Genomic DNA, 12,201 nt, shown 5'->3' on the forward strand with positions numbered 1-12,201 from the left:
CGCCCTTGACCCCGCCGATACCGAAACAAGGGATAGGATAAATTTGCGAAAAACCAGTTGACTTGGAATTCATCATAGAAGGTCGGGTTAGCCCATCGGGCGTCACCCGACAATGTTGGCTTGGAGCGGCGCGGCTCGCTTCGGCCTACATTGTCGGATGACGCGTTCGCCTCGGCGGCCCCCGCATCCGGCCCACGACGCGCTAACTGAACGCCGTTCCGAGTCCCGCAGTAGTTTCCCAGCAACAAGCGCAGATTGCTTTTCTTTGGTAGTATTAGTTCTAATACGTACTATATTCCAGAAAGCCGCCAATGCAACGCTACACCAACACCGCCATGCTCCTGCATTGGCTGATCGCCCTGCTGATCATCGCCGCCTTCGGCCTGGGCCTGATCATGACGGACATGCCCGGCATCACCCCGACCAAACTCAAATACTTCTCCTGGCATAAATGGCTGGGCGTAACCGTGCTCGGCCTGGCCGCCCTGCGCCTGTTGTGGCGCCGCGCCAACGTGCCGCCGCCGCACCCCGCCAGCATGGCCGTGTGGCAGAAAAAAGCCGCCGACGGCATGCACGTGGTGCTCTACATCCTGATGTTCGCGGTGCCGCTGTCCGGCTACTTCTACACCCTGGCGGCCGGCTTCCCGGTGGTCTACCTGGGCCTGGTCGAGCTGCCGGTGCTGATCGCGCCGAATCCGGAGCTTAAGCCCATCTTAAAAGAAGTTCACTATATTCTGACCATGACCATGGCGGCCGCGGTACTAGCCCACGCGTTGGCGGCCTTGAAGCACCATTTCATCGACCGGGATGGCGTGTTGAAGCGCATGCTGCCATAACACTCACTAACAGGAACCCCATGAAAATTAGCCAACGCGTCCTCCTCGCCTCCCTGCTCGGCCTGTCCCTGGCCGCCGGCGCCGCCACGCTGCTGAAAACCGACCCGGCCAAAAGCGGCGTCTCGGCCGTGTTCAAGCAGATGAACGTGCCGGTCGAAGCGAAGTTCAAGAAATTCAACATCGCCATCGACTACAACCCGGCCACGCCGGACGCGGCCAAGGCGACGGTCGACATCGACACCGCCAGCCTCGACTTGGGCGAAGCGGACATGAACAAGGAAGTGGCCAAGAAGGAGTGGTTCAATTCTGCCCAGTTCCCCAGGGCCAGCTTCGTCTCGAGCGGCATCAAACCGGCCGGCGCGGGCAAGCTGAACGTCACCGGCAAGCTGAGCATCAAGGGCAAGACGGCCGACGTCACCTTCCCGCTGACGGTCAAAACCGAAGCCGGCAAGCAAGTGTTTGAAGGCGCATTGCCGATCAAGCGCCTCGCCTTCAACATCGGCGAAGGCGAATGGAAAGACACCGGCATGGTTGCCGACGAAGTGACCATCAAGTTCCACGTTACCGCAGCACCTTGATTATCTAACCGCCCCCCACAAAGGACCCGCATGAAACTTCAGCACTTGGTCGTAGCACTGCTGGCCGCCGGCGCCACCTCGGCCTTCGCCGCCGACACCTACAACATCGATCCGACCCACACCTACCCGAGCTTCGAGGCCGACCACATGGGCCTGTCGGTCTGGCGCGGCAAGTTCGGCAAGACCAAGGGCACGGTCACGCTGGACCGCGCCGCCAAGAACGGTGGCGCGCTCGACATCACCATCGACGCCGCCTCGATCGATTTCGGCTTCGACAAAATGACCAGCCACGCCAAATCGCCCGACATGTTCAACGTCGAGAAATACCCCGACGTCAGCTACAAGAGCACCGCGCTCAAGTTTAACGGCGACAAGCTGGTGTCGGTCGACGGCGAGCTGACCATGCTGGGCGTGACCAAGCCGGTGACGCTGAGCGTCAACAAGTTCCGCTGCATCATGCATCCGCGCCTGAAGCGCGAAGTGTGCGGCGCCGACGCCTCGGCCGAGTTCAAGCGTACCGACTTCGGCCTGAACTACGGAACGCCGGCATTCGCGCCGGAAGTCAAGCTGGCGATCCAAGTCGAGGCCATCAAGGCCGACTAAGACCGCGTTACAGCCGGTATTTTGCAGCCCCTTTTTCCGCCGAAGCGGTGGAAAAAGGGGCTGTTTGCGTTATAAGATAGCCGCGCCGGAACCCGTTCTGCGCTATATCAATGCTAAGGTTCGCCAAATGTTCGATGCCGCACTGACGCGACGCCCGGCCATCCCTAGAATTTGCTCACCGGCGGGCCTTCTGCCGGTTGAACCCATCAATCGCCCGGGAGGAACAGTATGAACTTCATCATTTGGATTGTAATTGGCGGCATTCTCGGCTGGCTGGCCAGCATGATTATGAAAACCGATGCCCAACAAGGCATATTTCTCAACATCGTGGTCGGCATCGTCGGCGCATTCCTGGGCGGCTGGTTGTTGTCGCCGCTGTTCGGCGCCGGCACCATTAACGCCGACGACTTCAGCCTGGTGTCCTTGTTCGTGTCGCTGCTGGGCGCCATCGTCCTGCTGGCGATCGTCAATCTGTTCAAGCGCGGCAAGGTACGCTAGTCTCAGCCAGACGGAGTCGGCCTGCCTGGAAAAGCAGGCGAGGCCAATGCCGGGGTCGGATCCTAGGGTCCGGCCCCGTGTTTTTTGTACGTTTTTTTTCGCTCTTTTTTTATTGACTATTGCGAGAACGGCAAGGATACTCTAGGTCGCCCGCTGATCACACCACTGGGCGCAACCCTCTTATCCGCCCCTCATATTCATAAGATAAAAACTCGAATGAAAAAGACACTCATTACGCTTGCCATCCTGAGCAACGCCGCCTATGCCGACGAAGGCATGTGGATGCCGCAACAGCTGCCACAAGTAGCCAAGCAATTGAAAGCGGCCGGCCTGAAGCTGGACCCGGCCGCGCTGACCAAATTGACCGAATTCCCGATGGGCGCGATCGTCAGCCTGGGCGGCTGCTCGGCCTCGTTTGTCTCGCCGCAAGGCCTGGTCGCCACCAACCACCACTGCGTCTACGACAGCGTGGCGCACAATTCGACCAAGGACAACGACTTGCTGGCCAACGGTTTCCTGGCCAAGACGCTTGCCGACGAAGTGCCGGCGCGCCCGGGCAGCCGGATTTTCGTTACCAAGGACGTCAGCAACGTCAGCGACAAGGTCATTACCGCCGACGTCGCCAAACTGACCGGCAAGCAGCGCAGCGACGCCATTGAAAAGCACCAGAAGAGCATTGTCGCCGAGTGTGAAAAAGACGAGGGCCACCGCTGCACCGTGTCGGCCTACTACGGCGGCCTGGAGTTCTACCTGATCAAGCAATTGGAAATTCGCGACGTGCGCCTGGTGCACGCGCCACCGGCCGGCGTGGGCAAGTTCGGCGGCGACACCGACAACTGGATGTGGCCGCGCCACACCGGCGACTACGGCTTCTACCGCGCCTACGTCAGCAAGGACGGCAAGGCCGCCGACTTCAGCAAGGACAACGTGCCCTACCTGCCGAAGCTGTCGCTGAAGCTGGCCAAGGAAGGCGTCAAGGAAGGCGACTTCGTGATGGCGCTGGGCTATCCGGGCCGCACCAACCGCCACCGCCTGCCGTCGGAAGTGGCGTACACCTTCGACTGGGCCTACCCGGCCTTCGTCAAGACGTCCGGCGAAAACCTGGCGATCATCGCGCGCGAAACCAAGGACAACGCCGACAGCGCGCTGAAGTACGCGGCCCAGGTCGCCAACATCAACAATTACTACAAGAACCGCCAGGGCATGCTCGATTCCTACGCCGGCAGCGACTTCCTGGCGCGCAAGACCAAGGAACACGAGGAGCTGAAAGCCTGGGTCAACGCCACGCCGGCGCGCAAGAAGGAATTCGCCGCCGACATCGAGCAGATCGAGAAGCTGATCGCCGAGCGCGACGCCGACAACAAGCGCGACTTCGTGCTCAACTACGCGCAGCCGAAACTGCTCGGCACGGCGCGCATGATGTACCGCCTGGCCAATGAATCGACCAAGCCGGACGCCGAACGCAAAGCCGGCTACCAGGTGCGCGATTTGCCGCGCCTGAAAGCCAGCGTCGCCGCCGTCGAGCGCAGCTACGACGAAAAAGTCGACAAGGCCCTGGTCATGCACAGCCTGGGCAAATACGCGGCGCTGCCCGCCGGCCAGCGCCGCGCGCACTTCGACGCCGCCATCGGCGTCAAGGACGGCATGACGCCGGCCGAACTGAGCGCCGCCGTCGACGCCTTGTACGCCGGCAGCAAGCTGGGCGACAAGGAAGAGCGCGCGGCATGGCTGGAACGCAAGCCGGAAGACTTCAAGGCCAGCAAGGACCGCTTCATCCAGGCCGCCGTGGCGATGTACGACGCGGGCCTGAAACTGGAAGCGGAAGACGAAGAACTGGGCGGCAACATCCAGCAAGCCTACGCCAACTACATGAAAGCGAAAATCGCCTACATGAAGAGCAAGGGCCAAGCCGTCTACCCCGACGCCAACAGCACGCTGCGCGTGACGTTCGGGCGTATCGCCGCGCGCGAACGCGGCGCCGACGGCACCAGCTGGAACGCCTTCACCACCGTCAACGGCATCACCGCGAAAGCCACCGGCACCGGCGAGTTCAACGCCCCGGCGGCGCAATTGGCGGCGATCAAGGCCAAGGACTTCGGCAAGTACAGCGACGCCAAGCTGAAAACCGTGCCGGTCGACTACCTGGCGACGCTGGACATTACCGGCGGCAACTCCGGTTCGGCCGCGCTGAACGCCAAGGGCGAGTTCATCGGCCTGGCCTTCGACGGCACGCTCGATTCGATCATCTCGGATTGGGACTACAACAAGGTCAACACCCGCTCGATCCAGGTCGACCTGCGCTACATGTTGTGGAACATGAAGCACATCGACAAGGCCGATAATTTGCTCAAGGAAATGGGCGCCGAGTAATCCGGTTCGCTTAGGCGGTATCGTCGTTGACTGCATTCAAACCAAGGGCCTAACCCTGGGGTCGGACCTGAAGGTCCGACCTTTTCGCCTTGGCGCCGGCTCGTTGACTTTGCTTGCGGTTCAGCGTTGCCGGCCCGCTAACTGGGCGGCACTCCCCCTCCCTGTACGCCGGCGCGGCCCAGGCGAACGCCATGTCGACGGCGAGCAGCGCCAGCACCAGCAACACCACCAACAAGATCCTGCCAAACAAGTCCACGATCTGGGCTTTTTTCATTGTGTCCCCCCTGTATTTTCGCCACACGCCAGTCATAGCACGGGCCGCCCGCCGGGCCCATGAAGCGCGTCAAGGTCGATGCTACAATTGCCTCCTCGACGGCCCCTTATCCAGCGCGCCGTCCTAGCACTCTCACCCCAGACAGCTATGCACGCAGACATCCGCACGACCTACGAACTCGGTAACAAGAACCAGACCACGACCTGGCTGGAATGCATCAATTTTTACAAGGAGCTGGCGACCCGCTTTCCGCAGGTGCTGCGCTTCGAGCAGATCGGCGTGTCCGACTCGGGCGTGCCGATCCACGCCGGCGTGGTCAGCGCCGACGGCGTGTTCCAGCGCGAGCAGATCAAGCGCGAAGGCCGCCCTGTTTTTTTCAACAACAACGGCATCCACCCGGGCGAGCCGGAGGGCGTCGACGCCTGCATGGCGCTGGTGCGCGACCTGTGCGTCGAGCCGGCGCGCCTGGCTGCGCTGGGCCGCACGGTGCTGCTGTTTATCCCGATCTACAACGTCGACGGCTGCCTGAACCGCGCCGACACCTCGCGCGTGAACCAGGACGGCCCGGAGCAGTTCGGCTTCCGCGGCAACAGCCGCCACCTTGACCTGAACCGCGACTTTGTCAAGTGCGACAGTCTGAACGCGAAGGTGTTCAACCAGCTCATCGCCAGCTGGGACCCGGACGTGATGGTCGACACCCACACCTCCAACGGCGCCGACTACCCGTACACGATGACCTTGATCCACACCCAGGCCGACAAGCTGGGCGGCGCGCTGGGCGATTTCCTGCGCCACACCATGCTGCCGCACATCTTTAGCCAGATGGAGCGCAGCGGCTGGCCGACCTGCCCCTACGTCAACCCGGTCAAGGACAGCCCGGACCATGGCATCGCCGAATTCCTGGAAACGCCGCGCTTTTCGACTGGCTTCGCGGCGCTGCACCATGTGATCGGCTTCATGCCGGAAACCCACATGCTGAAGCCCTTCGCCGACCGCTACGCGTCGATGCGCGCGCTGGTCGAGGTGACGCTGGCCTTCACGGTGGCGCACGGCGCGCAGATCGGCCGCCTGCGCGGCGACGCGCGCGCGCAGGCGGCGCAACGCAGCGACTGGCCGGTCAGCTGGAAAATGGACGAGGGCAATCCCTCGACCTTCCTGTTCAAGGGCTACGCCGCCAAGTACGCGCCCAGCGTGCTGGGCAACTACACCCGCCTGTCCTACGACCGCAGCGAACCGTGGGAACGGCCGATCGCCTACTACAACAACTTCGTCGCCGACGTCGTGGTGCGCGCGCCCAGCGCCTACGTGGTGCCGCAGGCCTGGCGCCAGGTGATCGAACGGCTGCAATGGAACGGCGTCGAGATGAGCCGCATAGAGGCGGCCACGACGGTGGAGGCGCGGTATTACCACATCCAATCGGTCACGTCGCGCGCGCAAGCCTACGAAGGCCATATGTTCCACGACGATATGCTGCTGGAAACCCGCCACGCCAGCGTGCAACTGCGCCCGGGCGACTACTACATTCCGCTGCGCCAGCCGAACGCCCGCTACGCCGTTGAAACGCTGGAGCCGCAAGCCCACGACAGCTTCTTCCGCTGGGGCTTCTTCAACAGCGTGCTGGAGAAAAAGGAAGCGTTTTCCGACTACGTGTTCGAGGATTTGGCGGCCGAGCTGCTGCGCGACGAGCCGGCGCTGGCGGCCAGCTTCGCCCAGTGGAAAGTCGACCACCCGGAACTGCTGGCCGACCAGGACAAGGTGCTGCATTTCATCTTCGAGCATTGCCAGCGCTTCGCCGAGCCGGAATGGCGCCGCTACCCGGTGTTGTCCATCGTCTGACAGGCCGGCCACCACGCGCCAGCCGCGGCCGACCGGCCGCGGCGCGTCTTTTCCCGGCCGCGGCGATCCCGCGCCCGCCATCAAGGTATACCGTTATGCATTACGCCCTCCATCCGCGCACGTTTTTGTATAGCCACTATTTCCACCTCGGGCTGCGCTTCGGCGTCGGCCTGATCGCCATCACCCTCGTCACGCTGCAACTGAGCGACAGCGCCACCGCGATGGCGGTGTGCATAGGCGCGCTGTGCACGGCGCTGATGGACATGCCCAGCCCGCTGGGCCACAAACTCAACGAAATGACGGCCTCGATCCTGCTGTGCAGTGTCGTGACCCTGCTGGTCAGCCTGAGCGGGCCGATCCCCTGGCTGCTGCTGACGATGCTGGTGCTGATCAGCTTCCTGGCCAGCATGATGGTGGTCTACGGTAAAAAATCGCTGCCGCTGCAACTGGCCGCGCTATTCATCATGACCATGTCGATGGAGCACGTCATCACGCCGCGCCAGTCCTTCATCAACGCCGGGCTGTTCCTGCTCGGCGGCCTGGTCTACCTGGCGTACGCGATGGCGGTGTCGTGGTTCCTGCGCCACCGCATCAAGCAGCAGGTGCTGGCCGAGGCGCTGTTCGAGCTGGCCGCCTACCTCGACGTCAAGGCCGACTTCTACGACACCCGCTACAACCTGGCCGAGCAGTTCAACAAGCTGGTACGCCAGCAGAGCGTGCTGGCCGACCGCCAGCAAGCCTCGCGCGACCTGATCCTGCGCAGCCACCAGAACCGCAAGGACGCCATCGTCGTGCAGGTGCACGTGTGCATGCTCGACCTGTATGAAATGGTGCTCTCGACCCACACCGACTACGCCGAGTTGCGCGCCCACCTGGCCGATTTCGAGGTGCTGGTGGCGCTGCGCAACCTGGCCTTCAAGGCCGCCCGCGACATCGAGGCGGTGGCCTATGCGCTCACCCGCAAGCGCGCCTCGTACGCGGGCGTCGACTACGCGCCGGAGTGGCAGATAATCGAATCGCAATTGCAAGAGCTGCAGCGCCGCGGCGCCGCCGGCGAGGCGACCCGCGACGCGCTGGCGGTGCTGCGCGCGCAGCGCAACAAAATCCGCGCGATCCTGGCCAAGATCGGCGAGCTGCACCTGGCCAGCCAAAAGGTCTACGCCGACACGCCGTTCTGGAGCGGCGCCGACATGGCGCCCTTCCTGTCGCAGCAAAAATACGAGCTGTCCATGCTGCTGGCCAACCTGCGCCTGGACTCGCCGGTGTTCCGCTTCGCGCTGCGCGTGGCGATGGCGATCTCGGCCGGCCTGCTGGTCGGCGCCGCGCTGCCCTACGCCGCCCACAGCTACTGGATCGTGCTGACCATCATTATCATCCTGCGCCCGACCTTCAGTATGACCAAACAGCGCCGCGGCGACCGCATCATCGGCACCATCGTCGGCTGCGTGCTGACGGCGATCGTCATCACATGGTTCGACACCCCGGTGGTGATCCTGGCGGTCCTGTTCCTGGCGACGGTGGCCACGCCGACCTTCATCTACCTGCGCTACCGCTACGCCGCCATCGCCGTCAGCATCATGATCCTGCTGCAAATGCACTTGGTGGCGCCGAGCAACACCAACCTGATCACCGAGCGCCTGGTCGACACCTTCATCGGCGCGGCGGTCGCGACCGTCTTCAGCTTCGTGCTGGCCAGCTGGGAATACCAAAGCCTGCCGCGCCTGATCCGCCAGGTGCTCGACGCCAACCTGCGCTATATGGAGGCGAGCTTCGCGCTGCTGCAAGGCAAGGGCAGCAACGACTTCCCCTACCGTATCGAACGCAAACGCCTGATGGACAGCCTGGCGGCGCTCAGTTCGGCGCTGGTGCGCATGCTCGACGAGCCGGCCGGCAAGCGCCGCTCGGTGGAGGACATCAACCTGTTCATCGTGCAAAACTACTTGCTGGTGGCCCACGTGGCGGCGCTGCGCTCGATTCTGTTGCGCCACGCCAAGGCCTTGCCGCGGGAAGCCGTCAACGCCATGCTGGCGCGCAGCCACGGCGCGGTTTGCCGGACGCTATCGTCCGCCTTGGCGGCCCCGACCGCGCCGACGGCAGCGCCGGCGCCTGCCCCTGCCGCGCCGGGAAGCTCGCCGCTGGCGCGGGCCGACGACGCCGGCTGGTCCGGCTGGCCGCTGGTGCAGCGTCGCATCCGCCTGCTGCAGGCGGACGCTGATAAAATCATCGTGCACAGCGCCGCCATTGTCCAAGCGGCGTAGCGGGGCCGGCTGCGGCTGCCATGCGGCAATTGGCGGGCGGCACTATAATGAAAGCCCGAGTCACACCCGCGGCCGCCAACCGAACCCCTCCGCCTATCCCACTTATGAGCACAACACAGCAACATCCCATGAGCGGCCGCGACCTGCTCGCCGCCCTGGTTGTCGTGCTGATCTGGGGTACCAATTTTGTCGCGATGAAAATCGCGCTGCGCGACCTGACGCCGTTGCAACTGGGCGCCGGTCGCTATCTGTTCGCCATCCTGCCGCTGGTGCTGCTGGTCAAACCGCCCAAGCTGCACTGGAAATGGGTCGTCATGTACGGGCTGTTCCAGGGGGTCGGCCAGTTCGGCCTGCTCTTCATCTCGCTGCAGATGGGCATGACGGCCGCGCTGGCGTCGGTGGTGCTGCAAACCCAGGTGTTCTTCACCGCGCTGTTCGGCTTCCTGACGCTGGGCGAGCGGGTCGGGCGCCCGCTGCAAATCGGCCTGGCGCTGGCGGCGCTGGGACTGGCCTGTTTCGGCATGAACTACTTGGGAGCGCAGGCCGGCGCCGGCGCCAGCGCGGGCGGCTTCGCGCTGTGCCTGGCGGCGGCTGCCATGTGGGCGGCGTCCAACATCGTGGTGCGGCGGGCCCAGCGCGCCACGCCGCAATTCGACGTGATCGCCTTCATGGTCTGGAGCAGCCTGCTGCCGATTGTTCCCTTCATCCTGCTGTCGCTGGCGTTCGACGCGCCGGAGACGCGCTGGCGTTGGCTGGCGGCGCCTTGGAGCACCTGGGCCTCGCTGGCCTACCTGGGCTGGATGGCGACCATCCTCGGCTACGCGCTGTGGACCGGCCTGCTCAAACGCCACGCCGTCAACCGCGTCGCACCGTTCAGCCTGGGCGTGCCGCTGGTCGGCATCAGCGCCGGCATGCTGGTGCTGGGCGACGTCATCAGCGGTTGGCAGTGGGCCGGTATCGCGATGGTGGTGGCGGCGCTGGTCTGCGTGCTGCTGGGCGGGCGCCTGATGGAAAAATCCGCGTAAAGTTAGCGGGCCGCAAACGCTGAAAATCAACCCAAAGCACCCCCCCTGTGCCAGACCTTAAGGCGGTTCAGCTGGGTGGCCGGCGCGGCGATTACGCGCAGCGCGCCGTTGGCGGCGTCGCGCACCACCGCGCAGGCGGTACGGGCGCAACACGCCTGCCATGCCCGGCGGGGTGCGCCTTAGGCCGCGGGCTGGTTCAGGCGCGAGTTGCGGATACCGTACAGGAAGTACGTCAACACCGCCACCGTCATCCAGATGAAGAACACCAGGAAGGTGGTGCGCGACAGGTCGCGCATGATGTACAGGCAGGCGAAAATGCTCAGGCCCGGCACCACGTAGGGGCCGAACGGTACGCGGAAGCCCTTGACGCCCTTGCAGTTTTCCTTGCGGCGCAGCACCGGCACGGCCAGCGAGACGACGATGAACGCGGTTAGGGTGCCCATGCTGACCATGTCCCACAGGTAGGTGGCGTCGACGCAGCCGGCCACCAGCCCGACCACGCAGCAGACGATGACGGTGTTGCTGACCGGCGCCTGGGTGCGCGGATGGACCTTCTGGAACGATTTCGGAATCAGGCCGTCGCGGCTGATGGCGAACAAAATCCGCGTCTGGCCGTAGATCGTCACCAACGTCACGCTGAACACCGAAATCACCGCGCCGGCCGACAACACCAGCGCCGGCCAAGCCTGGCCGGTGACGTTTTGCAGGATCACCGACAGGCCCGCCTCCTGGCCCTCGAACTTGGCGGCCGGCTGCGCGCCCAGCGCCGCCACCGCCACCAGCAGGTAGAACACGGTGACGATGACCAGCGCCGCCAGGATGCCAATCGGCACGTTGCGCTGCGGGTTTTTGACCTCGTCGCCGGCCGTGGCCACCGTGTCGAGCCCGATGAAGGAGAAGAACACCGTGCCGGCGGCGGCGGTCACGCCGGTCATGCCGGCGAAGCCCTTGCTATTGTCGGTGTTGAAGAACGGGAAGAAGTTGGCCGAGTCGAAACCGGAGAAGGCGATTACCAGGAAGAACACCAGGATCGCCAGCTTGATGACGACCATGACGGCGTTGGTGGTGGCCGACTCGCGCGTGCCGCGCAGCAGCAGCAGGCCGCACATGATGACCAGCAGTACCGGCGGCAGGTTGATGTGGCCGGGCCGGAATTCGACGCCGTGCGCGCCGGGCACGATCATCGGCGAGCGCAGCATCTCCGGTATTTGCCAACCGACCGCGTTGCCGAGGAAGTTGTTCAGGTACGAGGACCAGCCGATGGCCGTGGCGCTGGCCGCCAGGCCGTATTCGAGCAGCAGGCAGCCGGCCATCACGAAGGCGAGGAATTCGCCGACGGTGGCGTAGGCAAACGAATAGGACGAGCCCGACGCGGGGATGCGGAACGACAGTTCGGCGTAGCACAGCGCCGTCAGGCCGGCGGTCACGGCCGCCATCAGGAACGACAGGATTACCGACGGGCCGGCCTTCGGAACCGCCTCGACCATGGTGAAAAAGATGCCGGTGCCGATGGTCGCGCCGACGCCGATCATGGTCAGCGAAAACAGGCCGACGGTGCGCGCCAGTGCGCCGCTGTTGAGCCCATGCCCATGGTGCCCAGCCGGGTTGATCGGCTTGGTGCGGGTCAGTTTCTGACCCAGAGTTTGATTCATGGGAAATCCTTTAAAACGATATTGAATAGCGCCGGCTGCGGGCGTAGGCGACGCACGGGCTCGATGACAGCGCAAAAGCGCCGTTTTCAAAAAAAGAGCGATTATAGGGCTTCGGACCGCTTATTCACGCAGAACTTTGTTGGGCGGGGAGCGTAAGAGTGACGCGGGCAATACGGTTTCGTAGATACTATGAATGAAGGCGGGTCGGCAAAAGACGCAAATTAATCCTAAAGTGAAGGTTCGAAGAATCAACTTAGGAGAAAATCATGCA

The 12,201-nt window shown here is 63.7% G+C and carries 10 protein-coding genes; 8 read left to right on the top strand and 2 right to left on the bottom strand.

The window, feature by feature from the left end; all coding sequences use genetic code 11:
* The first annotated feature begins 311 nt into the window (after positions 1-311).
* The 5 genes from ACFDR9_RS25035 (at position 312) to ACFDR9_RS25055 (ending at position 4,885) form a co-directional block, all read left to right on the top strand.
* Positions 312-836, top strand: a complete 525-nt coding sequence (locus tag ACFDR9_RS25035) for a cytochrome b (RefSeq protein ID WP_409032711.1) — start codon at positions 312-314, stop codon at positions 834-836.
* Positions 837-856: 20 nt separating this feature from the next.
* A complete protein-coding gene (locus ACFDR9_RS25040; protein WP_409032712.1) occupies positions 857-1,414 on the top strand; it encodes a YceI family protein in 558 nt (185 codons plus the stop codon).
* 30 nt (positions 1,415-1,444) lie between these two features.
* Positions 1,445-2,017, top strand: coding sequence for a YceI family protein (locus ACFDR9_RS25045; protein WP_017879582.1), 573 nt, complete (start codon positions 1,445-1,447; stop codon positions 2,015-2,017).
* 228 nt (positions 2,018-2,245) lie between these two features.
* The gene (locus ACFDR9_RS25050; protein WP_017879583.1) at positions 2,246-2,515 is read left to right on the top strand and encodes a GlsB/YeaQ/YmgE family stress response membrane protein; all 270 of its coding nucleotides are present in this window, start codon (positions 2,246-2,248) and stop codon (positions 2,513-2,515) included.
* Positions 2,516-2,731: 216 nt separating this feature from the next.
* Positions 2,732-4,885 carry a S46 family peptidase gene (locus ACFDR9_RS25055; protein ID WP_409032713.1) on the top strand — a complete coding sequence of 718 codons (2,154 nt, stop codon included), beginning with the start codon at positions 2,732-2,734 and terminating at the stop codon, positions 4,883-4,885.
* Positions 4,886-4,934: 49 nt separating this feature from the next.
* Here the strand turns inward: ACFDR9_RS25055 and ACFDR9_RS25060 are convergent, their stop codons facing one another.
* Complete coding sequence (locus tag ACFDR9_RS25060; protein WP_409032714.1) at positions 4,935-5,159, bottom strand: hypothetical protein; 225 nt, start codon at positions 5,157-5,159, stop codon at positions 4,935-4,937.
* Between the two features lie 147 nt (positions 5,160-5,306).
* On the opposite strand from ACFDR9_RS25060, the gene ACFDR9_RS25065 reads away from it, so the two are divergent.
* The 3 genes from ACFDR9_RS25065 to ACFDR9_RS25075 all read left to right on the top strand — a co-directional run bounded on the left by ACFDR9_RS25065 (position 5,307) and on the right by ACFDR9_RS25075 (position 10,278).
* The gene (locus tag ACFDR9_RS25065) at positions 5,307-6,995 is read left to right on the top strand and encodes a M14 family zinc carboxypeptidase (RefSeq protein ID WP_409032715.1); all 1,689 of its coding nucleotides are present in this window, start codon (positions 5,307-5,309) and stop codon (positions 6,993-6,995) included.
* A 95-nt stretch (positions 6,996-7,090) separates the two neighbouring features.
* Complete coding sequence (locus ACFDR9_RS25070; protein ID WP_409032716.1) at positions 7,091-9,253, top strand: FUSC family membrane protein; 2,163 nt, start codon at positions 7,091-7,093, stop codon at positions 9,251-9,253.
* Positions 9,254-9,381: 128 nt separating this feature from the next.
* Positions 9,382-10,278: an EamA family transporter gene (locus ACFDR9_RS25075; RefSeq protein ID WP_017879588.1), complete on the top strand. Its 897-nt coding sequence runs from the start codon at positions 9,382-9,384 to the stop codon at positions 10,276-10,278.
* 179 nt (positions 10,279-10,457) lie between these two features.
* Here ACFDR9_RS25075 and ACFDR9_RS25080 read toward each other — a convergent pair whose 3' ends face one another.
* Positions 10,458-11,930 (bottom strand): amino acid permease, encoded by a 1,473-nt coding sequence (locus ACFDR9_RS25080; RefSeq protein WP_409032717.1) that lies wholly within the window; start codon positions 11,928-11,930, stop codon positions 10,458-10,460.
* Between the last annotated feature and the right edge of the window lie 271 nt (positions 11,931-12,201).

It is taken from the genome of Janthinobacterium sp. CG_23.3 (assembly GCF_046115965.1).
Taxonomy (GTDB): Bacteria; Pseudomonadota; Gammaproteobacteria; order Burkholderiales; family Burkholderiaceae_D; genus Janthinobacterium.

Coding starts and splice junctions, on each gene's coding strand:
- ACFDR9_RS25080 (WP_409032717.1), bottom strand. CDS start 11,930: ATGAATCAAACTCTGGGTCAGAAACTGACCCGCACCAAGCCGATCAAC.
- ACFDR9_RS25035 (WP_409032711.1), top strand. CDS start 312: ATGCAACGCTACACCAACACCGCCATGCTCCTGCATTGGCTGATCGCC.
- ACFDR9_RS25065 (WP_409032715.1), top strand. CDS start 5,307: ATGCACGCAGACATCCGCACGACCTACGAACTCGGTAACAAGAACCAG.
- ACFDR9_RS25045 (WP_017879582.1), top strand. CDS start 1,445: ATGAAACTTCAGCACTTGGTCGTAGCACTGCTGGCCGCCGGCGCCACC.
- ACFDR9_RS25050 (WP_017879583.1), top strand. CDS start 2,246: ATGAACTTCATCATTTGGATTGTAATTGGCGGCATTCTCGGCTGGCTG.
- ACFDR9_RS25055 (WP_409032713.1), top strand. CDS start 2,732: ATGAAAAAGACACTCATTACGCTTGCCATCCTGAGCAACGCCGCCTAT.
- ACFDR9_RS25070 (WP_409032716.1), top strand. CDS start 7,091: ATGCATTACGCCCTCCATCCGCGCACGTTTTTGTATAGCCACTATTTC.
- ACFDR9_RS25075 (WP_017879588.1), top strand. CDS start 9,382: ATGAGCGGCCGCGACCTGCTCGCCGCCCTGGTTGTCGTGCTGATCTGG.
- ACFDR9_RS25060 (WP_409032714.1), bottom strand. CDS start 5,159: ATGAAAAAAGCCCAGATCGTGGACTTGTTTGGCAGGATCTTGTTGGTG.
- ACFDR9_RS25040 (WP_409032712.1), top strand. CDS start 857: ATGAAAATTAGCCAACGCGTCCTCCTCGCCTCCCTGCTCGGCCTGTCC.